The sequence below is a fragment of the Streptomyces sp. NPDC007971 genome (genome assembly GCF_042958635.1).
GTDB lineage: Bacteria > Actinomycetota > Actinomycetes > Streptomycetales > Streptomycetaceae > Streptomyces.
Map to the genome: position 1 here is coordinate 137,189 of NZ_JBIBJK010000020.1, position 22,373 is coordinate 159,561.

Below are 22,373 nucleotides of genomic sequence, written 5' to 3' on the forward strand. Positions count from 1 at the left end.
GCCGGCCATGACCGGCCGCACCCTGGAGGAACTGGGCCTCGCCGAGGCGCCCCGTGATCATCCGCTGCTCTATCCGGGCGCCTGGCCCGCGGATTCCGGGCTGCTGCATGGCGACCGGATGCTGCCGCTGGAGCGCCTGGTGCACGACGACCGGGTGCCCGTCCTCGCGGTCGGCTCCAACGCCTGTCCCGGACAGCTGCGCCACAAGATGGCGGAGTTCGGCATCACCTCCCCGCTGCCGATGGTGCGTGCCCGGGCGCACGGGCTCGATGTGGGCGTGTCCGCGCACGTCAGCCGGCTGGGTTATGTCTCCGCCTCGCCCGTCGGGTCGCCGCGCGCGTCGCGCGAGCTGTTCGTCCTGTGGCTCGATGCGCGGCAGCTGGACGTGATCGACGCCAGCGAGGGCGTACCGCTGCCCGACGGCAACTTCCGCCGCACCTGGCTGCCCGCGCCGGACGTCCGTGTCGAGCTGGCGGACGGCCGGGTCCTGCCCGGGGCGTACTCGTACGTCAACCGGCACGGAGTGCTGCACAACGGCGCCGGTGCGCCGCGCGGGCATCCCGGCCAGCACGCCCTGATCACCGAACTCCTCCGGGGCTCGGCCCCGTTGAGGGACCTGTTCGGCGACACGCCGCAGGAGTTCTGTGCCCGTGCCCGCGCCGACGTCACCCTGTGTGCGCGGGGCACGCGGCTGTTCGCCGAGCACCGGTGGGTGACGGAGTCCGGGCTGGAGCGGTACGCCGCCGGTCAGCAGGCGGGGAGCCCGGGCACCGGCGCGTCGTTGCCGCCGCCCTTGAGGTAGACGTCGCTGATGTAGACGCCGGTGTGGCCGCTGTCGTCGTCGGTCTTCGCCCACCAGACGTTGGTCCAGCGGTCGTACGTCTCCCGGCGCCCCAGGTTCGACTGGCAGTAGAAGTAGTTGGTCCCCGCGTTGAGGACGCCCGCCTCTGCGCCGGACGCCGTGTAGGACTTCGCGGTGCGCCAGACCTGGCAGTCGTACCTGCCACCGCCGACGGGCTGACAGGCCGGGGCGGGGCTTGCCGGGGCGCCGGTGCCGCCGCCCGCCGTGCCGGTACCCCGCGTGGGGCTGCCGGAGTCCGTGGCAGGCGTGGAGACGGAAGGGGAGGCGGAGGCGCGGTGGGTGGGCCCGCCGCCGCTCGCCCCGCCGGTCTTGTCCGTGGGTGCGGCGCTCTTCGCGGCGCCGCTGCGGGTGGAATCCGGCTGTGCGGACCACTCGGTGTCGGCCCGGCCCGTGGCACCGGCCCCGCTGCGGGAACCGGCGGGTGCCGCGGCCGGGCCGGGCTCCCCCTTGTCGTGCAGAAGGGCGACGGTGACCCCCGCGGCGGCGAGTACGACGACCACGGCGACGGCGGCGAGCAGCGCGCGGCCCTTGCGCCGGGGCGCGGCGGACGCGGCGCCCATGGGACCGGTGGGAGCGCCGACGTAGGGCGCGGAGGACGGGGTGTACGGGCCGGGGGTGCCGGTGCAGGGGGTGCGGGCACCGGTGTTCGGCGGGGCGGGGGTGCCGAGGGGCTCGAAGCCGCCGGGGCCGTGCCCTGTCGGGCCGCCCTGCCCCGTCCGGAGGGTCGGGCCCGTCGGACCACTCGGGCCACTCGGGCCACTCAGAGCACTCGGGCCACTCGGGCCGGTCAGCGCGGAAGGCCCGCCGGCCGCGGTCGGCATGGTCCCCGCGCTCGCCGGGGTCGGTGCGGTCGGCGTAGTCATCGCGGTCGGTGCGGTCGGACCCGAGGGCTGTGCCGGCGGCAGGCCGTCGCCCGGGGCCGGCGGGCCGAATCCCGGCGGCACTTGCGGCGCGGTGCGTTCCGTCGGTTCGGGGCCGCGTGGAGCCGTGCCGCGCAGGGCGGCGGTCGGGGTGTCCGGCGGCCTCGTCCCGGCCACCTCGCGCAGCAGCTCGAAGGCCTCGTCCGCGTCCGGGCGCCCGTCCGGGCGCTTGTCCATCAGGCGCCGCAGAACCGGTGCCAGGGGGCCCGCGCGCAGGGGCTCGGGAAGCGGCTCGGAGACGATCGCGGTGAGCGTGGAGTAGGTGGACGAACGGCGGAACGGCGAGGCGCCCTCGACGGCCGCGTACAGGGTGGCGCCCAGGGCCCAGACGTCGGAGGCGGGGCCGGGGACGGCGCCCCGGGCGCGCTCGGGCGCCAAGTAGTCCAGGGAGCCGACGAGTTCGCCGCTGCGGGTGAGGTGGGTGGCCGAGCCGTCGCCCGGGTCCTCCATGGTGGCGATGCCGAAGTCGGTCAGGACGACCCGCCCGGAGCGGTCCAGGAGGATGTTGCCGGGCTTACGTCGCGGTGCAGGACACCCGCGCGGTGTGCGGCGGCCAGCGCGTCCGTCACCGCGGCGCCGATCCGGACCGCCTCATGGGGGTCGAGGGTGCCGCGCTCGCGCAGGACGTCGTCCAGGGACGGCCCGTCGATCAGCTCCATGACGATCAGCGGGCGTCCGTCGACCTCGGCGATGTCGTGCACGGCGACCACGCCGGGGTGGCGCACCCGGGCGGCGGCGCGGGCCTCACGCTGCATCCGCAGCCGCAGCTCGGACAGCTCCGGCCCGGCGGCGTCCGTGTAGGTGCGCAGTTCCTTGACGGCGACCTCGCGGCCGAGGACCTCGTCGACCGCCCGCCACACGACCCCATGCCACCGCGGCCGAGCCGGGCGGCGACCCGGTAGCCCCGGCGAGCAGCCGGCCGACGGCGTCAGTGTCCCCGCGCCCGGCCCGCCCTTGGCCGTCGGGCACCTGGTCGTTGTGCGTGCCACGCCGTCCCGCACCGTCTGCAGCCGGTCCGTACTCCCCCGAAGACACCGCCGCCCCGTTCGTCGTCCGCCTTGTTCGGTGATCGGCGCTCAGACTACGGGGCGGTGGTGACGGCGCCGGCGGGCGGCCGGGGCTGCGACAGCTTCGCTACTTGGCAAAGGCCGTCAGGTCGCCGCGCCGGGGGGCCGCGAAGGCCTCCAGGTCGGCCCGGGTCAGGCCGCTGAGCCGGGCGACCTCGGCGATGTCGAGGGCGCCGCAGTCCAGCCCGCGCAGCAGATAGCCGCTGAGGGCCTTGGCGGTCGCCGGCTCGTCCATGACGTCGCCGCCCGCCCGGTTGGCGTACCGGGCGAGTCGGCCCGCCGCCTGCTCGAAGCCCTCGCGGTAGAAGGCGAAGACGGCCGCGTAGCGGGTCGGGATGTGGCCGGGGTGCATGTCCCAGCCCTGGTAGTAGGCCCGGCCGAGGGCGCGACGGGTGAGGCCGTAGTGCAGCCGCCAGGCGTCGTGGACCTTCTCGGTCGGGCCGACGGGCAGGACGTTGGTGGAGCCGTCCGAGACGCGTACGCCGGTGCCGGCGGCGGCCACCTGCATGACGGCCTTGGCGTGGTCGGCGGCGGGGTGGTCGCTGGCCTGGTAGGCGGCGGAGACGCCGAGGCAGGCACTGTAGTCGAAGGTGCCGTAGTGCAGTCCGGTGGCGCGGCCCTCGGCGGCCTGGATCATACGGGCGACGGTCGCGGTGCCGTCGGTGGCGAGGATGGACTGGCTGGTCTCGATCTGGATCTCGAAGCCGAGGCGCCCGGCCTCCAGACCGTGGACCTTCTCGAAGGCCTCCAGGAGACGGGCGAACGCGCCGACCTGCTCGGCGTACGTCACCTTCGGCAGGGTCAGCACCAGCCCCTCGGGCAGGCCGCCCGCCGCGACGAGGCCGGTGAGGAAGACGTCGAGGGTGCGGATGCCGCGCTCGCGTACGGCGGCCTCCATGCACTTCATGCGGATGCCCATGTACGGGGCGGCCGTGCCGTTCTTGCAGGCCTCGGCGATCAGACGGGCGGCGCGGGCGGCCGTCTCGTCCTCCTCGGCGTCGGGGCGGGGGCCGTAGCCGTCCTCGAAGTCGACACGCAGGTCCTCGACGGGCTCGCGCTCCAGCTTGGCGCGGACGCGGGAGTAGACGGGCTCGGCGAGGTCCTCGGACAGGCCGAGGACGGCCGCGAAGGAGGCCGCGTCCGGGGCGTGTTCGTCGAGGGCCGCGAGGGCCTGGTCGCCCCAGGAGCGGATGGTGTCGGCGGCGAAGGCGTCACCGGGGACATAGACGGTGTGCACGGGCTGGCGGGTGCCCGGGTCACCGGGGTAGCGGCGCTCCAGCTCCGCGTCGACCGGCGCGAGGGAGGCGCTGATCTCCTCGCTGACGGCACCCGCGAGGCTCGTCGCCACCTTGTGCTGCCGGCCCTGCTCCTGCTGGCCCTGCCCCATCCCACACCCTCCTATTTTCCGCTCTACGGAATCAACAATCCGTAGAATGAAGTTATCCGGCGACCTTCGGGATGGTCAACACTCACTTCCCCATGCTGCCACTCCGCCATTTCGCCATGTTCACGCCCATGCCACGCATCCGGGTACCACGCCGGGAATGGACACGGCGCGCCATGTGCGCGACCCGTTCGCATTTCCGGCGGCTCTTCCGGCCATTACCGCACCCGTCCGGTATTTCCTGGAGTCGTCCGGTATTTCCACAGCGCGTCCGGCATTCCCACCGAAGGAGCCCCGATGCCGAACCAACGCCGAGTCACCCGACGTGTGGGCCTGAAGGCCACGCTGGCCGCTGCGGTCACCGTGCCGCTCTCCAGTGCGGCGCTGCCCGCCCCGTCCGCGTCGGCGGCGGCACGCCGAGCCCCCCGCCTGGAGGTCATGTCGTTCAATCTGCGCTTCGCGAGCACCGCCGAGCCCAACAGCTGGGCCGACCGCAGGCCGGTGATGCGCGATCTGCTGCGGCGCGAGCACCCCCATGTCCTGGGCACCCAGGAGGGCCTGTACCAGCAGCTGCGCGACATCGAAGCCGGCCTCGGAGCGCGCTACGACTGGATCGGCACCGGCCGCGAGGGCGGCAGCCGCGACGAGTCCGCGGCGGTCTTCTACGACGTCCGGCGCCTCGCCCCCGTCGAGCACTACACCTTCTGGCTCTCCGGCACCCCGGAGGTGATCCGGTCCAACACGTGGGGCGCCGCCTTCCCGCGCATCGTCACCTGGGTCCGCTTCCGGGACCTGCGCGACGGCGGCCGGGAGTTCTACCTGCTCAACACCCACTTCGACCACGCGAGCCAGTCCGCACGCGAGCACAGTGCCGCCCTGATGGCCCAGCGGATCGCCGCCCTCGACCGCTCCCTGCCGGTCGTGGTGACCGGCGACTTCAATGTCGCGGCCCACCGGAACACGGTCTACGACACGATGCTGGGCGCCGGGCTCGTCGACACCTGGGACAGCGCGGCCGAACGCAGCGCGCCGTACGGCACCTTCCACGGCTACAAGCCGCTCACGCCGGGCGGCGACCGCATCGACTGGATCCTGGCCACGCCGGGGGTGACCGTGCACCGGGCGGCGGTCAACACCTTCTCCGTGGACGGCCAGTTCCCCAGCGACCACCTTCCCGTCCAGGCGTGGCTCGGCCTGGGATGAGCCGAGGCCCCCGTGACCACGGTGGTCACGGGGGCCTCGTACGATCTGCCGGCGATCAGCCCTTGCGGGTCTTGATCTCCTCGGTCAGCTGCGGGACGACGTCGAAGAGGTCGCCGACCACGCCGTAGTCGACCAGGTCGAAGATCGGGGCCTCCGCGTCCTTGTTGACGGCCACGATCGTCTTCGAGGTCTGCATACCGGCACGGTGCTGGATCGCACCGGAGATGCCGTTGGCGATGTACAGCTGCGGGGAGACCGACTTGCCGGTCTGGCCGACCTGGTTGGTGTGCGGGTACCAGCCGGCGTCCACCGCGGCACGCGAGGCGCCGACGGCCGCGCCGAGGGAGTCGGCGAGCGCCTCGATGATCGAGAAGTTCTCGGCGCCGTTGACGCCACGGCCACCGGAGACCACGATCGCGGCCTCGGTCAGCTCCGGACGGCCGGTCGACTCACGCGGCGTACGGCCGGTGACCTTGGTGCCGGTCGCCTTCTCGGAGAAGGAGACGGACAGGGCCTCGACCGCACCGGCGGCCGGGGCGGCCTCGACGGCGGCCGAGTTCGGCTTGACCGTGATGACCGGGGTGCCCTTGATGACACGCGACTTGGTGGTGAAGGACGCGGCGAACACCGACTGGGTGGCCACCGGGCCCTCGTCGCCGGCCTCCAGGTCGATGGCGTCGGTGATGATGCCGGAGCCGATACGCAGCGCCAGACGGGCGGCGATCTCCTTGCCCTCGGCGGAGGACGGGACCAGCACGGCGGCCGGGGAGACGGCCTCGTGGGCGGCCTGCAGGGCGTCCACCTTCGGGACGACCAGGTAGTCGGCGTACTCGGCGGCCTCGTGGGTGAGGACCTTCACCGCACCGTGCTCGGCGAGCGCGGCGGCGGTGTCGGCGGCGCCGTTGCCCAGCGCGACGGCGACGGGCTCGCCGATGCGGCGGGCCAGGGTCAGCAGCTCAAGAGTGGGCTTGCGGACGGCACCGTCCACGTGGTCGACGTAGACGAGGACTTCAGCCATGGGATTGCTCTCCTGCGTAACGAAGTTGAGGGGCGGTCAGCGGGGGCGAGCCCTTAGATGAACTTCTGGCTCGCGAGGAACTCAGCGAGCTGCTTGCCGCCCTCGCCCTCGTCCTTGACGATGGTGCCGGCCGTGCGGGCCGGACGCTCGGCCACGGCCTCGACCTTGGTGAACGCGCCGTCGAGACCGACCTCCTCGGCCTCGATGTCCAGGTCGGACAGGTCCCAGGACTCCACCGGCTTCTTCTTGGCCGCCATGATGCCCTTGAAGGACGGGTAGCGCGCCTCGCCCGACTGGTCGGTGACGGAGACGACGGCCGGGAGGGAGGCCTCCAGCTGCTCGCTGGCGGCGTCGCCGTCACGGCGGCCCTTGACCGTGCCGTCCTCGACGGAGACCTCGGAGAGCAGGGTGACCTGCGGGACGCCCAGACGCTCGGCGACCAGCGCGGGAACGACGCCCATGGTGCCGTCGGTGGAGGCCATGCCGGAGATGACCAGGTCGTAACCGGCCTTCTCGATCGCCTTGGCCAGGACCAGGGAGGTGCCGATGGCGTCGGTGCCGTGCAGGTCGTCGTCCTCGACGTGGACGGCCTTGTCGGCACCCATCGACAGGGCCTTGCGGAGCGCGTCCTTGGCGTCCTCGGGACCGATGGTCAGGACGGTGACCTCGGCGTCGTCCGCGTCCTCGGCGATCTGCAGCGCCTGCTCGACCGCATACTCGTCCAGCTCGGAGAGCAGACCGTCCACGTCGTCGCGGTCGACGGTCAGGTCATCGGCGAAGTGCCGGTCGCCAGTGGCGTCGGGCACGTACTTCACAGTGACAACGATCCTCAAGCTCACGCCGGCTCTCCTACTGCATCGTCTATTTCCGGGCTGCCTCTTGGAGGCAGCATAGGCGCCTCAAGCGGCCGATCCCGGTCGGGGCGTCGGCGCGCTCCGACCGAAATATTACTCGCCAGTACACCCAGTTCATGCCCGCTAAGCAAGCGCTTTGAACTGTGACCTTCGCAACGCAGCGTAACCGGAACTCGACGGCTTCGCAGGTGGGGCGGTGCGTGATCAATCCCGCAGGCCGTTGAAGCGGCCCTGGTGGTACAGCAGGGGGTTCCCGGTGCCGGTGGAGTCGCCGAGGACCACCTCGGCGAGCACGATCCGGTGATCACCGGCCGGGACGCGCCCGACGATCCGGCAGACGAGCCAGACCAGCACGTCGTCCAGGACGGGGACGCCTTCCGGCCCCTCCCGCCAGGCGGTGGGCGCTCCGAAACGGTCGGCGCCGCTGCGCGCGAAGGTGGCGGCCAGCTCGCGCTGGTGCTCGCCGAGTATGTGGATGCCGACGTGCTCCGCCTCGGCGACGGCCGGCCAGCTGGAGGCGCCGGTGCCGATGCCGAAGGAGAGGAGCGGGGGCTCGGCGGAGACCGAGGTGAGGGAGGTCGCGGTGAAGCCGACCGGGCCGCGGGCACCGCGCGCCGTGATCACAGCGACACCGGCGGCATGCCGGCGGAAGGCGGAGCGCAGCAGGTCGGGAGAGGCGAGCTGAAAGGTGCCGAGGTCGGGCGTGGCCGTCATGGAGTTGTCCTTCTGCGAGGCGGGGCGGGCTGGACCGGTGCTGCTCAACAGCCCGTACAGCGCGCGCTCGCGGTGCGGGCCAGGTCGACATGGACCCGCGAGAAGAGAAGGAGTTCCATCGGCATAGGGTCAGGCTGACGATGGGTGGCGCGTGCAGTCAAGTTCGTTCCGGTATCTGGGAGATGCCTCACCGTGTTCCCGAAGGGCCCCACGGCACCCCCGGAAGCCTCACCGGGCCTTCGGACGTCCCTGCACCGCCTCCCCCAGCGCCGCGATCACATCGGCCCTGCGCGGCTGCCCGGCGGCCCGCCGCACCACCCGGCCGTCCGCGTCGAGGACCAGCACGGTGGGCGTCCTGACGATCCCCAACTCGCGGACGAGTTCCAGACGGGCCTCGGCGTCGATCTCGACGTGGGTCACGCCGGGGACCATCCCGGCCACCTCGGCAAGGACGCGCCGGGTGGCCCGGCAGGGTGCGCAGAAGGCACTGGAGAACTGCACCAGCGTGGCCCGCTCCCCCCGTTCACCGCCCAGCTCGGCCGCCCCGAGCCGCTCACCGTCGTTCCGCCCGCGCACCCGCGCCCTCCGCTCCGCCGATCCGGTCTTCTTCCGCACCAGCATGCAGGGGGGCCGCGGAGATTCCCGCACCCGGAAGATCCGAGGTGGGACATTGGGCCGACGTGACGAGAATCTCCCCGTCGCGAGGCACCAGGACTGGCTACCCGTCCGTTCTTCGGGCACGATCTGCGAGACGCCGTAAACCTACGGCTGCGTAACTTTCCCGCCGGGATCCCTTTCCCGAGCAGAGCAGAAAGGGTCCGCCCCGCCCATGGCAGAGTTGGTCTACCGTCCCGTCATCGGTCTCGCCAAGACGCTGTTCAAGGCCTGGGACCTGAAGATCGACTGCCAGGGGTCGGAGAACATCCCGCGCTCGGGCGGCGCCGTGCTGGTGAGCAATCACATCAGCTACCTGGACTTCATCTTCAACGGCCTGGCGGCTCTGCCGCAGAAGCGCCTGGTGCGCTTCATGGCGAAGGACTCGGTCTTCCGTCACAAGGTGTCCGGGCCGCTGATGCGCGGCATGAAGCACATCCCGGTGGACCGCAAGCAGGGCGACGCGGCGTACGCGCACGCCCTGGACTCGCTGCGCTCCGGCGAGGTCGTCGGGGTGTTCCCGGAGGCCACGATCTCGCAGTCCTTCACCCTGAAGAGCTTCAAGTCGGGCGCGGCCCGTCTCGCCCAGGACGCGGGCGTCCCGCTCGTCCCGATGGCGGTGTGGGGGACGCAGCGGCTGTGGACCAAGGGCCAGCCGCGCAACTTCAAGCGCAGCCACACCCCGATCACCATCCGGGTCGGCGAGCCGGTCGAGGCGCCCCGCGACCAGTACGCGGGAGCCATCAGCCGCCGCCTGCGCGAGGGCGTCCAGGAGTTGCTGGAGGCCGCACAGCGCGCCTACCCCGCCCGCCCCAAGGGCACGGAGGACTCCTGGTGGCTGCCGGCCCACCTCGGCGGTACGGCGCCGACGGTGGAGCAGCTGAAGGCGGCCGACGCCCGCTGACACCCGGCCGCGGGACGGCGCACGCCCCTCGACAGGGTTCGCGGTCGTAACGGGATTGCTTCGCCGACTCTCCGGAACGACTGCGCTACGGGGGCGTATCGATGCGGCGCTGGATGAAGGCGGCGTGGGCGGTTGCGGCGACTCTCGCCCTGGGCGGGTGGTTCGCGGCGCCGTACGTCAAGGACTGGTGGCTGGTGCGCACGGCCTGCGACGGGGCGCTGCCCGCGGGTGCGGTACGGCAACTGGCGGCGCCCGGCGGCCATCTGACCACGGTGGACGCGGCGTCCCACAGCGCCTGGGCGACTACCGGTGCAGCCTGCGCTTCCAGGAGAACGGGGACGGCACGCTCGTGGTCCGGATGGATGCCTACACCCGGCGCGACGACCAGGACGGAGTGTTCCTGGACGCCTTTCCGCAGGCGGGCTTCTCCGCCCAGCAGCCACTGGCCGAGGGGCTGCCCGGGTTCATGGACGACTTCGGCGACCTCCAGTTCCTGCTGCGGTGCCCGGACTTGGGCAGGGACGCCGAAGGCAGGCAGCGAATGCTGCTGGCGAGTGTCGCCCTGGGCCACGCCTCGGCAAACACCACCCATGCCGCGTACGAGGCTGCCGTCGCCCGCGTCAACTCCGCCTCGGACCGGCTCGGTTGCGGTGCCGATCCGCTGGTGGTGCCGAAGGGCGACATCGCCCCGCCGGATTCCGAGCAGCGGCCGGCGGCGATCCCGGTCACCCGGGCCGGCGACACCGCCTGCGGCTGGGCGACCCGTGCGCGGGTGCCCCACGCCGAGCGATGGAGTGTCGCGGTACTGGTGAACAACAGGGCTCCGACGGGGCGTTGCGACCTGACGACCGGTACCGACGCCTCGTGGAAGACCCTCACGGCCGCGTCGTAGGCGGCGAGGTCGGAGATGGTGCCGTCGCGGGCGCCGCTCGCCCTGACGTTCATCAGGGCACCGATGTGGCGGCCGATTTCCTCAAGGTCGAGATCGGGCCCGAGAGTGGCGTCGGAGGGTTCGGCTCCCCGCCCCTTCTGCGGACGGGCGTCCGGGTCGGTGCCCTGGCGGGTGAGCCGCTCCAGGTAGTACGCGAAGTAGGCGCGCTCCGCGTCGTACAGGATCCCGAAGGCCTCGGGATCCCCGGCCAGCCGCTGGAACAGCCGGCCGGGGTCGGTACAGAGCGCGCCCGAGTAGCTGAACCCGAAGGCCGGGTGCGCCTCCTGCGGGTCGAGGAAGCGGCCGTGGGCGGACTCGCCGGAGACCGCCGGGGTGTTGACATCGTCGTCCATGCCGCTGAACGGGTCGGTATCGGCGACGTACCCGGCGATCATCCGGGCCAGGCCCGGCTCCATGCCCGGCGGTACGTCACGGTCGCCGTAGACCACGGCGACGACGTAGACGGCGCCGGCCTGGGCCGTGGTGTGCGGTCTGCCGGGGGCCGTGGCGCGGGTGGCGGCGTCCACGACCCGGCCCAGCACGCGCCCGCCGTCACTCATGACGGGGAGATTGGCGAGCGCGACGGGGTGCGGGTCAGGCGGGGGTCCCGGCCGGGGCCGGAGGGTGCACCTGGATGCGGGCCGTGGGGCTGAACTTCTCCAGCAGCTCCGCGAGTTCCGCGGCGGCCGACTCCGCCTCGGCGACCGGCATCGGGGCGAGCGTCTCCAGCAGGAAGATACCGGAGACCGTCTCCTCGGTGAGCCGGGTGCGCGGGCCCTGGCGCCAGTTCCAGCGGCGGCAGGTCACGCCGGAGTCGTCGCACCACACCACCTCCCCCGCCTCGGGATGTTCGACCGTTTCCGCACCGCCCGCGACGGTCACGAAGTCCTCCTCGCCGGTGGCCCGCACCAGCCGCATACCGCCCCGGATGCGGTCGACGTCCTCGCCGCCGACGGGGATCAGCCGGGCCACGCTGATCGCGTTGTGAGGTCCACGAGGAGGTTGATCCGGGGCAGTCCGGCCTCGCTCAGGGCGCGCTTGGCCAGCGCCTCGGCCGAGTTGCGGGTACGCGACGGCTTGGCGCCGAAGGCGGTGTACGCATCGCGCCAGGCGACCATGTGCGGGTCCTCGTGCGGCGCCCGTCCCGCCAGGCGTTTCGCGAGACGCCGGGCCGCCTCGTCCAGCAGAGCCGAGCTCTCCTCGGTGCTGGGTCCGTTGACGAGGCCGTGGGCCTCGATCGCCACGTGGGTGAAGCCGGGCACGAGGGTGCGTACCTCGTCGGACACGGTGAGCGTGAACGTCATCTGTCTCGCCTCAGAGGGTGCTGGGAAGCGTCTGCCACAGGTGCGACCGGTCCGGGGCGGATTGCAGCGCGCCGAGGACGGCCGGATGCGGTTCAGCGTACAGGACCGGATAGTCCAACTCATTGGACTGCCGGTCCGGGATCCAGGCCAGCCGCTCGCCGTCCAGGGAGAACTGTGCGTCCACGCCCCGCCTGTTCCCGCGGGGATCCTGCCGGTGCCAGGCACTGCGGAAGCGCACGGCGACCAGCCCGTGCACGGCATGACCGCCGCCGTCGTCATGCAACAGCCGCTGGTAGCAGAGGGCAGTGGGGATGTCCTCGGCGCGCAGCAGCGCGGCCAGCGCGTGCGCCTTGGCGTGGCAGATGCCGGTGCGCTGCTCCAGCACGTCCGAGGCGCGCCAGGTGACGCGCGGATCGCCGGCGTCGGCGGAGTGGGGGATGGCGTCGCGCACGAATTCATAGGCGGCCCGCGCATAGGCATACGAGTCAGCGACCCCCTCGGCGAGGCGGGCGGCGGTCTGGCGCACCACGGGGTGATGGTGGTCAACGGCCTCATTCGCGGCCAAGTATGCGGACAGGTCGGCGGTGTTCTGGATCAGCTCCATGGCCGCAGAGCATAGAAATGCGATCACCCGAGAGTCAATGACTTTTCAGGTGACCGCATATCTATGCAATCTCTGAGGGGACGCTAGCGCGCCATCTCCTCCTTGAGCGCCGCCACGAACGCGTCGACGTCCTCCTCGGTCGTGTCGAAGGAGCACATCCAGCGCACGACGCCCGTGGCCTCGTCCCAGAAGTAGAAGCGGAACCGCTTCTGCAGACGCTCGCTCACATCGTGCGGAAGCTGCGCGAAGACCCCGTTGGCCTGCACCGGGTAGAGGATCTCCACACCGTGGACCGCGCGCACACCCTCGGCCAGCCGCTGGGCCATCTCGTTGGCGTGCCGGGCGTTGCGCAGCCACAGGTCCTTGGCCAGCAGGGCCTCCAGCTGCACCGACACGAAGCGCATCTTCGAGGCGAGCTGCATCGACAGCTTCCGCAGGTGCTTCATCCGCCGCACCGCGTCCTGGTTGATGACGACGACCGCCTCGCCGAACAGGGCGCCGTTCTTCGTCCCGCCGAGGGAGAGGATGTCGACACCGACCGCGTTCGTGAACGTCCGCATCGGCACGTTCAGCGAGGCGGCGGCGTTGGCTATCCGGGAGCCGTCCAGGTGCACCTTCATGCCGTGCGCGTGGGCGTGCTCACAGATCGCGCGGATCTCCTCGGGCGTGTAGAGCGTGCCCAGCTCGGTGCTCTGGGTGATCGAGACGACCTGCGGCATCGCCCGGTGCTCGTCCTCCCAGCCCCAGGCCTGCCGGTCGATCAGCTCGGGCGTGAGCTTGCCGTCGGGCGTGGGCACGGTGAGCAGCTTGAGGCCGCCCATGCGCTCGGGTGCGCCGCCCTCGTCGACGTTGATGTGCGCACTCTCGGCGCAGATCACCGCGCCCCAGCGGTCGGTGACCGCCTGGAGCGCGACCACGTTCGCGCCGGTGCCGTTGAAGACCGGGAAGGCCTCCGCGGTGGCACCGAAGTGGCCTCGGATGATCCCCCGGAGGTTCTCGGTGTAGTCGTCCTCGCCGTACGCCACCTGATGGCCGCCGTTGGCCAGGGTCAGGGCGGCCATCACCTCCGGATGCGCCCCGGCGTAGTTGTCACTGGCGAAACCGCGGACCTGCGGGTCGTGGTGGCGACGCGCGTCGGTCTTGGGAGGGTTCACGGCTTCTCGGTCAGCCACAGACGGTTTCCGTTCACTTCGGCGGCGGACTTGCTCCAGACGCCTTCGATGGCCTCGGCCAGGTCCTTGACGTCCGTGAAGCCCGCGAACTTCGCGTTGGGGCGTTCGGCGCGCATCGCGTCGTGCACCAGCGCCTTCACCACCAGGATCGTAGCCGCGGAGGTGGGACCCTCGGCGCCCTCGGAGATCCCGGCCTTGCGGAAGTAGTCGGCCATGGCCAGCGTCCACGCCTCGGCCGCGGCCTTGGCGGCGGAGTAGGCGGCGTTGCCCGCGGTCGGCTTGCTCGCGCCGGCCGCGCTGATCAGCACGTACCGGCCGCGGTCACTGCGCTGCAGCGCCTCGTGGAAGGCGAGGGAGGTGTGCTGCACGGTCTTGACCAGCAGCATCTCCAGGAAGTCCCAGTCGTCCAGGCTGGTCTTGGTGAAGGTCTCGCTGCCGCGCCAGCCGCCGACCAGGTGCACCAGGCCGTCGACGCGCCCGAAGTCCTTCTCGATGTGGGCGGCCCATTCCCGGGTGGACTGCAGATCGAGCAGGTCCACCGTGTCGCCGGTGACGGTGGCGCCACCGGAGGCGTACCGGGCCGCGTCCACGGCCTCCGACAGACGCTGCGGGTCGTTGTCCGCCCCGACGACGGTGGCACCGGCCTCGGCCAGCCGCATCAGTGCCGCGCGCCCGGCGGGTCCGCCCGCACCGGCCACCGCGATCACCGCGCCGCTGAGCGCCCCGTTCGCGCCGTTCCCCATGATCTTCCCCTCTGAAGCAGTGTTCCTGACGCGGTCGCTCACGCGGCGAGCCGCTCGGCGCTGTCCGCCGTGATGCCCTTGGTGGAGGCGATCACATTCTTCAGCTTCTTGGACAGGGCCTCAAAGAACATGCTCAGCGGAAACTCGTCCGGAAGCACGTCGTCCACGAGCTTGCGCGGCGGCTGGGTCAGGTCCAGGGCGTCCGGACCCTTGGCCCACTTGGAGCCGGGGTGCGGGGCGAGGTAGGCGGAGACCAGCTCGTAGCCCGCGAACCAGTGCACCAGCTTGGGGCGGTCGATGCCGTCCCGGTACAGCTTCTCGATCTCTGCGCACAGCTGGTTGGTGACCTGCGGGGCGCGCTCCCAGTCGATGGAGAGCTTGTTGTCGGTCCAGCGGATCACGTCGTGCTTGTGCAGGTAGGCGAAGAGCAGCTGGCCGCCGACGCCGTCGTAGTTGCGCACCCGGTCACCGGAGAGCGGGAAGCGGAACATGCGGTCGAAGAGCACCGCGTACTGCACGTCACGGGCCTGAGGGACGCCGTCCGCCTGGAGCTTGACGGCCTCCTTGAAGGCGGTGAGGTCGCAGCGCAGCTCCTCCAGGCCGTACATCCAGAACGGCTGCCGCTGCTTGATCATGAAGGGGTCGAACGGCAGGTCGCCGTGGCTGTGGGTGCGGTCGTGGACCATGTCCCACAGCACGAAGGCCTCTTCGCAGCGCTTCTGGTCGTGGACCATCGCGGCGATGTCCTCGGGCAGCTCCAGGCCCAGGATGCCGACGGCCGCGTCGGTGACCCGGCGGAAGCGGGCGGCCTCGCGGTCGCAGAAGATGCCACCCCAGGTGAATCGTTCCGGCGCCTCGCGCACGGCGATCGTCTCCGGGAAGAGGACGGCGGAGTTGGTGTCGTAGCCCGCCGTGAAGTCCTCGAACTTGATGCCGCAGAACAGCGGGTTGTCGTACCGGGTGCGCTCCAGCTCGGCCAGCCACTCGGGCCAGACCATGCGCAGCACGACCGCCTCCAGGTTGCGGTCCGGGTTGCCGTTCTGCGTGTACATCGGGAAGACGACCAGGTGCTGCAGGCCGTCCGCGCGGTTCGCGGCGGGGTGGAAGGCAAGCAGGGAGTCCAGGAAGTCCGGCACCTGGAAACCACCCTCGACCCAGCGGCGCAGGTCCTTCACGAGGGCCTGGTGGTAGGCGGCGTCGTGCGGGAGCAGGGCGGAGAGCTGCTCGACCGCCTCGACGACACGGTCCAGGGCCGCCTCGGCGTCCGCCCGGTCCGGCGCGCCCCCGGCCTCGAAGTCGATCGACCCGTCCTTGGACTGCCATGGCCGGATCTGCTCCACGGCATCCTTGAGCACGGGCCAGGCCGGGTGCTCAATCACCCTGGTCAGCGAAGGAACCTGTCCCTCGGTACCCGCCTGCACAAGAATTTCCGTCATGTCCCATCCTCCACGGGAGAACCTCGCGTAAGCACACCGTATGCATAGCCCCTTTCTCCCAGCAAGAGGCCCCTCGGGAAATTATTCTGCCGAGCCGCATGAACACCGCCATTTTTCCTGTGCGAAACCGTGACGGCGGTCACTTTCGCCATCGGGAGAGGGGACGGTGCGCAGAAGTTGCGGCACCGATCAGATCCGGCCGGTCAATGATCACCAGGACTCGCCCACGACCGGGTGACGCCGGGGGCGGATATGAGCCAGGCGCCGTGCGACCCGCGCCCCGATCCCCCCGCGCAGGTGCGGGTTCATCGTGGGACCAGGCCACTAGGCTGCGACCCTGCCGCGTGGACAGTGACGTCCGCCGTTCGGTCCGCGCGTCGCCGAGCCGCCGTCGACGGAAGCGAGTCGAACCTTGAACTTCCTTACCATCGGTCACCGCGGGGTCATGGGTGTCGAGCCCGAGAACACCCTCCGTTCGTTCGTCGCCGCCCAGCAGGCCGGCCTCGACCTGATCGAACTCGATCTGCACCTGAGCAAGGACGGCGCGCTGGTCGTCATGCACGACGCGGAGGTGGACCGCACGACCGACGGCACCGGACCGATCGCCGAGAAGACCCTCGCGGAGCTACGCGCCCTGGACGCGGGCCGCGGCGAGCGCGTGCCGGTCTTCGAAGAGGTCCTGGACGCGGTGAAGACGCCGCTGCAGGCCGAGATCAAGGATGTGGCGGCGGCCCGGGCACTGGCCGAGGTCATGCACCGCCGGGACCTGGTCTCCCGGGTGGAGGTGTCCTCGTTCCACGACGAGGCGGTCGCCGAGATCGCCCGGCTCGTGCCGGGGGTGCGCACGGCACTGATCGCCAGCGGCTACGGCACCGACGTGGTGCAGCGCGCCACCGAGGTGGGGGCCGCGACGGTCTGTCTCAACATCCGCAGGCTGACCCTGGAGATCGTCGAGCGCGCCCGCGCGGCCGACCTGAAGGTCATCGGGTGGGTGGTGAACACGCAGGACCACCTGCGGCTCGTGCGCGCGCTCCAGCTGGACGGCGCGACGACCGACTTTCCGGACATCAAGCGCACCGGCCGCTTCACCGCGTGATCCGGTGCGCACCCTCCCGCACGAACGTCACACCGGTGCGCGTCACACCGGTGACCGTCACACCAGCGGCTTGACCAGCAGCTCGAACTGCAGGTCGTCGCGCTGCGGGATGCCGAAGCGCTCGTCGCCGTACGGGAAGGGCGTCGTCTCTCCCGTACGGCGGTAGCCGCGGCGCTCGTACCAGGCGATCAGGTCCTCGCGCACCGAGATCACGGTCATGTGCATCTCGGTGACGTCCCAGACCGCGCGGGCCAGGCGCTCCGCCTCCGCGATGACGATCTTGCCCAGGCCCGCGCCCTGCAGGGTGGGACTGACCGCGAACATCCCGAAGTAGGCGTGGCTGTCGCGGTGTTCGAGCTGGCAGCAGGCGACGATCCGGCCGTCCTGCTCGACGGTCAGCAGCCGGGAGGCGGGTGACTTGATGACCTGCCGGACACCCTCCGGGTCGGTCCGCTGGCCCTCCAGGATGTCCGCCTCTGTGGTCCAGCCGGCCCGGCTGGAGTCGCCCCGGTAGGCCGACTCGATCAGCGCGACCAGCGCGTCGACGTCGGCATCGGTGGCGTCACGGAAGGTGAGTCCGGTGGCGGCGGTGTCCATGGGGGCGTTCTCCGATCTCGGGCGCGGCTGAGCCAGTCGAGCCTAACCCTGCCACTAGGCTCCGGATGCATGGTGCACGTACTCAGCAGCCGGACACTTCTGCGCCCCGTGGACCCCGAGCGCTCCCGGACCTTCTACGGCGAGCAGCTGGGCCTGGCCGTCTACCGGGAGTTCGGCACGGGCCCGGAGCGCGGAACGGTCTACTTCCTCGGCGGCGGCTTCCTCGAGGTCTCCGGCCGGGCCGGAGCACCGGCGTCGCCCTCGGTACAGCTGTGGCTCCAGGTCGAGGACGCGACCGGCGCGCAGCAGGAGTTGGCCGCCAGGGGGGTCGAGATCCTGCGGCCCCCGGTGAAGGAGCCGTGGGGCCTGATCGAGATGTGGATCGCAGACCCGGACGGAACCCGGATCGTGCTGGTGGAGATCCCGCCGGACCATCCGCTGCGGTACCGCCCGGGTATCTAGGCCCCGTACCGCCGGTCCGGCTCGTCAAGGTCGTGGAGGCGGCGGGGTGCCCAGGGGCGTCCGGGCGGGGGCGGGCCGTCGTCGGGTGGGGCGTCGGGTCCCGGATGGCCGGGCCGCGCGAGCGGGGCTAGCGTGCGAGGAAAGCCCCGTCGTGTGGTCCGCCGGCCCGTGCGGCCGCATCCGGAAGGAACCGTCATGAAGTTCGACAGGCCGGTGATCGGCGGCCCCTGCTGGACCGAGCTGGGGACCCGCGATCTGGAGGGGGCGAAGCGGTTCTACACCGAGCTGTTCGGCTGGCGGCCCGAGACGGATCCGCGGCAGGAGGCGGGCGGCTACACCGTGGCGCACCTGGGCGACGCGGCGGTGGCCGCGCTGACCCCGCTGTACCAGGAGTCCCAGCCGGTCGCCTGGAACGTCTCGTTCGCGGTGGCGGACGCGGACGAGGCGGCACGCCGGGTGGAGGAGGCGGGCGGGATGGTGGTCCTCGGCCCGATGGACGTCTTCGACGTGGGCCGGTTCGCCGTGGCCGTCGATCCGACGGGCGCGGCGTTCCAGCTGTGGCAGGCGCGGGCCTTCCCCGGCGCCGGGCTGTTCAACGCGCCCGGCACGCTCGGCTGGGTGGAGCTGGCGACCCGCACTCCCGACCGGGCCCGGGACTTCTACACCACGGTCTTCGGCTGGAGCGTCAACGCCTCGCAGTGGTACACGCAGTGGGGCATCGGCGGGGAGGACTTCGGCGGGATGGCCGACATGGGCGACCGGTATCCGCCCGAGGTGCCGGCGCACTGGCTGCCGTACTTCGCGGTGGACGACGTGGACGCCACGGCCGAGGTCGCCCGGCAGGCGGGCGGCGAGGTCGTCATGGCACCCGCGGACGTGCCGGACGGCCCGCGCATCGCGGTGCTGCGGGACCCGCAGGGAGCGGCGTTCGGCGTGCACAGGGCGGGCCAGGAGGGCTGACCACGGCTTGCCTTCGAGCGGGCTCCAGCTCCTAGCGTCGTGCCCACGGCCCCGGGACCTGTTCTGTACCTGCTCGGAAAGGACACAGCACACGTGCGTTACACGCTCTTCGGACGGACCGGTCTGCGCGTCAGCGAGCTGGCCCTCGGCGCGATGACCATCGGCGACGACTGGGGGTGGGGCGCCGACAAGGAGACCAGCGCCCGGATCGTCGACGCCTACGCCGACGCGGGCGGCAACTTCCTCGACACCGCGAACAACTACACGGACGGCAGCTCGGAGCGGATCCTCGGCGAACTGCTCGCCGGGCGGCGCGACTCCTTCGTACTGGCCAGCAAGTACACCTGCGGCACGCGCGACGGGGACGTCAACGCGGCGGGCAACCACCGCAAGAACCTGGTGCAGTCAATCGAGGCGAGCCTGGACCGGCTGGGCACCGACCGGCTCGACGTCCTGTGGGTGCACGCCCGCGACAACTTCACCCCGGTCGAGGAGGTGATGCGGGCCCTGGACGACCTGGTGCGCTCCGGGAAGGTGCTCTACATCGGGGTCTCGGACTGGCCGGCCTGGGAGATCGCACAGGCCAACACCCTTGCGGAGCTGCGAGGTTGGACCTGCTTCGCGGGCTCGCAGCTGCGCTACAGCCTGCTGGAGCGCACTCCGGAGCGCGAACTGCTGCCGCAGGCCCGGGCGTTCGACCTGGCCGTGTTCGCCTGGGCACCCCTGGCGTCGGGCAAGCTCACCGGGAAGTACCGGCGCGGGGAGGCGGGCCGCCTCGCGACCCTGGGCACCGGGACCGAGGCCTGGGAGGAGGACGTCATCGGCGCCGTGGTCGAGATCGCCGAACAGGGCGGCTGGAGCCCGGCACAGGTGGCCCTCGCCTGGCTGCGCGGCCGCCCGGGGAACGTCGTGCCGATCGTCGCGGCGACCAAGGAGGCGCAGCTGGCCGACAATCTGGCGAGCACCGGGGTCCGGCTCGACGCGGACGCGGTGGCCCGACTGGACGAGGTGAGCGCCGTACCGCTCGGCTTCCCGCACGCATTCCTGCGGGACCCGGCCATCACGCGCAACGTCTACGGCGACCGCTGGGCACAGATCGAGGACCGCCGCTCGACCCATCGCCGCACAGTGCACGACGTGCTCTAGCGCTCAGGCGTGCAGCGCGCCCGCCCGGCTCTCCAGGCGGCTGAGCAGGCCGCCGAGCAGTTCGGCCAGTTCGCCCCGGCCCTCGGGGGCCAGGGCGGACAGTACCGTCGTCTCGTAGGCGAGTTGCTCCGGAAGGATGCCGTCGACGAGGTCACGGCCGGCGTCGGTGAGACGGACGTGGGCCACGCGCCGGTCCCGGGCGTCGCCGCGCCGCTCCACCAGCCCGCGTTCGGTCAGCTGCTTGAGCCGCTTGGTGACGGCGGCCCCGGAGGAGTAGGTCTCCCGGACCAGGTCTCCGGGGGTCAGCTCGTGGCCGGTGCGGCGCAGGGCGCCGAGCAGGTCGAACTCGGGGCGGCTGAGACCGGCCCGGCGCAGCGGAGCGTCCTCGGCCTGCTGCAGGAGGGCGGCGCAGCGGTTGATCCGGCCGATGACCTCCATGGGGCCGGTGTCCAGGTCGGGGTGTACGTCCTGCCACTGCCGGACGACGGCGGAGACGGTGTCCGTGTGCCCCGCACCGCTCCCGTGTCCCGGCTGCCCGCCCGGCGCGCCGCTCGCGTTCCCCGCCCGACCGTTCGCCGCGTCGCCCCGGGCCTGCGGCCGTCCGTTCGTCGCCGTCATGGCCGTATGTCCTCCGTCGTCCTGCCCGTGTCCTGGTCCAGGGGGGCGAGCCCCTGGCGTCGTACCGTCGCCGCGAGCGTACGGTGTCCCGCCCGCTCGGCGAGCACGACCCGCTCCTCGGGCAGGGCGCGCTGCCACCATTCGCCCAAGGCGGCGTCGGCCGTTGCGCGCAGGTCGGCCAGGGCGGCGGCAAGGGCGCGGCGGGCGGTCTCCAGGGCGCCCGGTGCCGGGTGCGGGCCGGCGAGCAGGCGCGCGGCCTGTTCGCGGGCGCGTTCGACGGCGGTCAGCGCGTGCTCGATGCGGTCACCGGCACGCCGGTTGGTGACGGCCACGGCCGCGACGAAGCCGACCAGCGCGCCGACGACGGTGTCGGCGATCCGCTCGGTGATCAGCCGGCCGGGGTCCTGGGCGCGGGCGAACTCGGTGATGAGCAGCGCCATCGGCGTGACGCACACGCTGCCGAGCCAGTAGTTGCGGCCGATCAACGCCTCGGCACCGAAGTTGAGGGCGAGACAGCACAGCACCAGGGCGGCGGGGTGGAGGTGGGCGAGCGGGGCGACGGCGGCGAAGACCAGGACGCCGACGAGATTGCCGACGACGCGCTGGACGCCCCGGCTCCAGGTCAGGGTGACGTTCGCCTGGTAGAGGGAGGCCGCGGTGACCAGGGCCCAGTACGGGCGGCCGACGCCGAGCGCGAGGGAGGCGTAGCCGGCGAGGGCGCAGCCGGTCGCGGTGCGTACGGCGAGGGGGGCGAGGGGCGCGAGCCGGTGCCGCAACGGGCGTCTCGGGCAGGCGAGTTCTGTGTCCACGCCGAGCAGTTCACCGGCCGCGTCGCGGGGCAGGTCGGCCCGTGGGATCCGGCCGGTGCCGCGCACGTCACGGGCCCAGCCGCGCAGCCGCTCGGGGTCGGCGCCGGCAGGGGCGCCGAGGGCGGCCTCGGCGCGCACGAGGAGTCGTTCGAGGGCGCGGCGGACAGGATCGGGGCGGGCGGCGGGATCGGGGCGGGCTCCTGCGGCCGAGAGGGACTGCCAGGCGGCGTGGACGGCGGCGGCGCACGCGGTACGGGCCCGGGCGTGGCCCTCGCCGGTGCCGCCGGTACCGGCGTACGCGGCGGCCGCGTTCAGGGCCTGGGCGGTGGCGCGGCGCTCGGGGCCGTGCGGGCGCAGCAGCCCCGGAGCCATGCCGATCAGCCAGGCCCAGGCGCCCGCCGCCAGGGCCAGTGCGACATGGCCGGGGACCTGTCCGAGGCCCTGCGGCGCGAACAGGGACGCGGAACTGATGAAGGTGAGCACCACGTTGCCCGGCGGACCGATGCGGGTGGCGTCGCAGACCGCCTTCTGCACGGCCGCCATGAGCGCGCCGACGGTGACCAGCACGACGGCGTCGCCGGTGAGCGACGCCGCGACCAGCGCGACGGCGAGACCGCCGGTCATGCCGAGTACGACCCATGCGAGGGCCCGGGCCCGGGCGGCGTAGGGCCGGTTGTGGCCGTAGAGCGCACACAGGGACCCGGCCATCGTGTACAGGGCGAGGTCGAGTCGGCCGAGCGCCAGCAGGATCAGGTTGGGCGGGGCGACCGCGGCGACCACACTCAGCGCGGGCTTGAACCAGATGTCGGAGGGCCGCCCGAGACGGAGCGCACCGGCGACGGGAAGACGGTGGCGGGTCGCATTGCTCATAGCAACAATTTAGCATGTGTTTTATATGTAAAAGATTTGCGGTCG

The 22,373-nt window shown here is 72.1% G+C and carries 20 protein-coding genes and 2 pseudogenes; 7 read left to right on the top strand and 15 right to left on the bottom strand.

Annotation, left to right across the window (positions count from 1 at the left end; all coding sequences use genetic code 11):
- The first annotated feature begins 7 nt into the window (after positions 1–7).
- A complete protein-coding gene (locus tag ACFZCP_RS34470; RefSeq protein WP_391435473.1) occupies positions 8–802 on the top strand; it encodes a hypothetical protein in 795 nt (264 codons plus the stop codon).
- Here ACFZCP_RS34470 and ACFZCP_RS34475 read toward each other — a convergent pair.
- Both ACFZCP_RS34475 and ACFZCP_RS34480 read right to left on the bottom strand, forming a co-directional pair.
- Positions 748–2,751 (bottom strand): annotated as a pseudogene (locus tag ACFZCP_RS34475) (protein kinase). The gene ACFZCP_RS34470 and the pseudogene ACFZCP_RS34475 overlap by 55 nt on opposite strands.
- Before the next feature lie 165 nt (positions 2,752–2,916).
- Positions 2,917–4,236, bottom strand: coding sequence for a DUF6986 family protein (locus ACFZCP_RS34480; protein WP_391435476.1), 1,320 nt, complete (start codon positions 4,234–4,236; stop codon positions 2,917–2,919).
- Between the two features lie 294 nt (positions 4,237–4,530).
- On the opposite strand from ACFZCP_RS34480, the gene ACFZCP_RS34485 reads away from it, so the two are divergent.
- Positions 4,531–5,436, top strand: a complete 906-nt coding sequence (locus ACFZCP_RS34485; protein ID WP_362685541.1) for an endonuclease/exonuclease/phosphatase family protein — start codon at positions 4,531–4,533, stop codon at positions 5,434–5,436.
- Between the two features lie 55 nt (positions 5,437–5,491).
- Here ACFZCP_RS34485 and ACFZCP_RS34490 read toward each other — a convergent pair whose 3' ends face one another.
- The 4 genes from ACFZCP_RS34490 to ACFZCP_RS34505 all read right to left on the bottom strand — a co-directional run bounded on the left by ACFZCP_RS34490 (position 5,492) and on the right by ACFZCP_RS34505 (position 8,643).
- Positions 5,492–6,454, bottom strand: a complete 963-nt coding sequence (locus ACFZCP_RS34490) for an electron transfer flavoprotein subunit alpha/FixB family protein (RefSeq protein WP_362685544.1) — start codon at positions 6,452–6,454, stop codon at positions 5,492–5,494.
- 53 nt (positions 6,455–6,507) lie between these two features.
- The gene (locus ACFZCP_RS34495; protein ID WP_362685547.1) at positions 6,508–7,293 is read right to left on the bottom strand and encodes an electron transfer flavoprotein subunit beta/FixA family protein; all 786 of its coding nucleotides are present in this window, start codon (positions 7,291–7,293) and stop codon (positions 6,508–6,510) included.
- A 219-nt stretch (positions 7,294–7,512) separates the two neighbouring features.
- The gene (locus ACFZCP_RS34500; protein WP_391435483.1) at positions 7,513–8,022 is read right to left on the bottom strand and encodes a flavin reductase; all 510 of its coding nucleotides are present in this window, start codon (positions 8,020–8,022) and stop codon (positions 7,513–7,515) included.
- Positions 8,023–8,250: 228 nt separating this feature from the next.
- Complete coding sequence (locus ACFZCP_RS34505; protein ID WP_391435486.1) at positions 8,251–8,643, bottom strand: thioredoxin domain-containing protein; 393 nt, start codon at positions 8,641–8,643, stop codon at positions 8,251–8,253.
- Positions 8,644–8,851: 208 nt separating this feature from the next.
- Between ACFZCP_RS34505 and ACFZCP_RS34510 the strand changes: the two genes are divergently transcribed.
- Positions 8,852–9,580, top strand: coding sequence for a 1-acyl-sn-glycerol-3-phosphate acyltransferase (locus ACFZCP_RS34510; protein WP_391435489.1), 729 nt, complete (start codon positions 8,852–8,854; stop codon positions 9,578–9,580).
- Positions 9,581–9,946: 366 nt separating this feature from the next.
- Here ACFZCP_RS34510 and ACFZCP_RS34515 read toward each other — a convergent pair whose 3' ends face one another.
- The 6 genes and pseudogenes from ACFZCP_RS34515 to ACFZCP_RS34540 form a co-directional block, all read right to left on the bottom strand.
- The gene (locus ACFZCP_RS34515) at positions 9,947–11,071 is read right to left on the bottom strand and encodes a hypothetical protein (protein WP_391435492.1); all 1,125 of its coding nucleotides are present in this window, start codon (positions 11,069–11,071) and stop codon (positions 9,947–9,949) included.
- 34 nt (positions 11,072–11,105) lie between these two features.
- Positions 11,106–11,815: pseudogene (locus ACFZCP_RS34520) on the bottom strand (B3/4 domain-containing protein).
- A 10-nt stretch (positions 11,816–11,825) separates the two neighbouring features.
- Entirely contained in the window at positions 11,826–12,419 is a 594-nt protein-coding gene (locus ACFZCP_RS34525; RefSeq protein ID WP_391435497.1) for a transglutaminase domain-containing protein, read from the bottom strand.
- Positions 12,420–12,502: 83 nt separating this feature from the next.
- The gene (locus tag ACFZCP_RS34530) at positions 12,503–13,573 is read right to left on the bottom strand and encodes a low specificity L-threonine aldolase (protein WP_362685571.1); all 1,071 of its coding nucleotides are present in this window, start codon (positions 13,571–13,573) and stop codon (positions 12,503–12,505) included.
- The gene (locus ACFZCP_RS34535) at positions 13,570–14,334 is read right to left on the bottom strand and encodes an SDR family NAD(P)-dependent oxidoreductase (RefSeq protein WP_391435501.1); all 765 of its coding nucleotides are present in this window, start codon (positions 14,332–14,334) and stop codon (positions 13,570–13,572) included. Before ACFZCP_RS34535 ends, ACFZCP_RS34530 begins: the two co-directional genes overlap by 4 nt.
- Positions 14,335–14,372: 38 nt before the next feature.
- Positions 14,373–15,770 carry a DUF6421 family protein gene (locus ACFZCP_RS34540; RefSeq protein ID WP_391435504.1) on the bottom strand — a complete coding sequence of 466 codons (1,398 nt, stop codon included), beginning with the start codon at positions 15,768–15,770 and terminating at the stop codon, positions 14,373–14,375.
- A 412-nt stretch (positions 15,771–16,182) separates the two neighbouring features.
- Here ACFZCP_RS34540 and ACFZCP_RS34545 point away from each other — a divergent pair, with 412 nt between their 5' ends.
- Positions 16,183–16,866: a glycerophosphodiester phosphodiesterase family protein gene (locus tag ACFZCP_RS34545; protein ID WP_391435509.1), complete on the top strand. Its 684-nt coding sequence runs from the start codon at positions 16,183–16,185 to the stop codon at positions 16,864–16,866.
- A gap of 57 nt (positions 16,867–16,923) precedes the next feature.
- On the opposite strand, the gene ACFZCP_RS34550 is transcribed toward ACFZCP_RS34545, so the two are convergent.
- The gene (locus tag ACFZCP_RS34550) at positions 16,924–17,463 is read right to left on the bottom strand and encodes a GNAT family N-acetyltransferase (RefSeq protein WP_391435512.1); all 540 of its coding nucleotides are present in this window, start codon (positions 17,461–17,463) and stop codon (positions 16,924–16,926) included.
- 69 nt (positions 17,464–17,532) lie between these two features.
- Between ACFZCP_RS34550 and ACFZCP_RS34555 the strand changes: the two genes are divergently transcribed.
- The 3 genes from ACFZCP_RS34555 to ACFZCP_RS34565 all read left to right on the top strand — a co-directional run bounded on the left by ACFZCP_RS34555 (position 17,533) and on the right by ACFZCP_RS34565 (position 20,031).
- On the top strand, positions 17,533–17,925 hold the full coding sequence (locus tag ACFZCP_RS34555; protein WP_362685586.1) for a VOC family protein: 393 nt from the start codon (positions 17,533–17,535) through the stop codon (positions 17,923–17,925).
- Positions 17,926–18,120: 195 nt separating this feature from the next.
- The gene (locus tag ACFZCP_RS34560) at positions 18,121–18,885 is read left to right on the top strand and encodes a VOC family protein (protein WP_391435516.1); all 765 of its coding nucleotides are present in this window, start codon (positions 18,121–18,123) and stop codon (positions 18,883–18,885) included.
- Positions 18,886–18,978: 93 nt separating this feature from the next.
- Positions 18,979–20,031: an aldo/keto reductase gene (locus ACFZCP_RS34565; protein ID WP_391435519.1), complete on the top strand. Its 1,053-nt coding sequence runs from the start codon at positions 18,979–18,981 to the stop codon at positions 20,029–20,031.
- Between the two features lie 3 nt (positions 20,032–20,034).
- Here ACFZCP_RS34565 and ACFZCP_RS34570 read toward each other — a convergent pair whose 3' ends face one another.
- The gene (locus tag ACFZCP_RS34570; RefSeq protein ID WP_391435524.1) at positions 20,035–20,649 is read right to left on the bottom strand and encodes a MarR family transcriptional regulator; all 615 of its coding nucleotides are present in this window, start codon (positions 20,647–20,649) and stop codon (positions 20,035–20,037) included.
- Complete coding sequence (locus ACFZCP_RS34575; protein ID WP_391435527.1) at positions 20,646–22,328, bottom strand: FUSC family protein; 1,683 nt, start codon at positions 22,326–22,328, stop codon at positions 20,646–20,648. The genes ACFZCP_RS34570 and ACFZCP_RS34575 overlap by 4 nt, the downstream gene beginning before the upstream one ends.
- Positions 22,329–22,373: the final 45 nt, after the last annotated feature.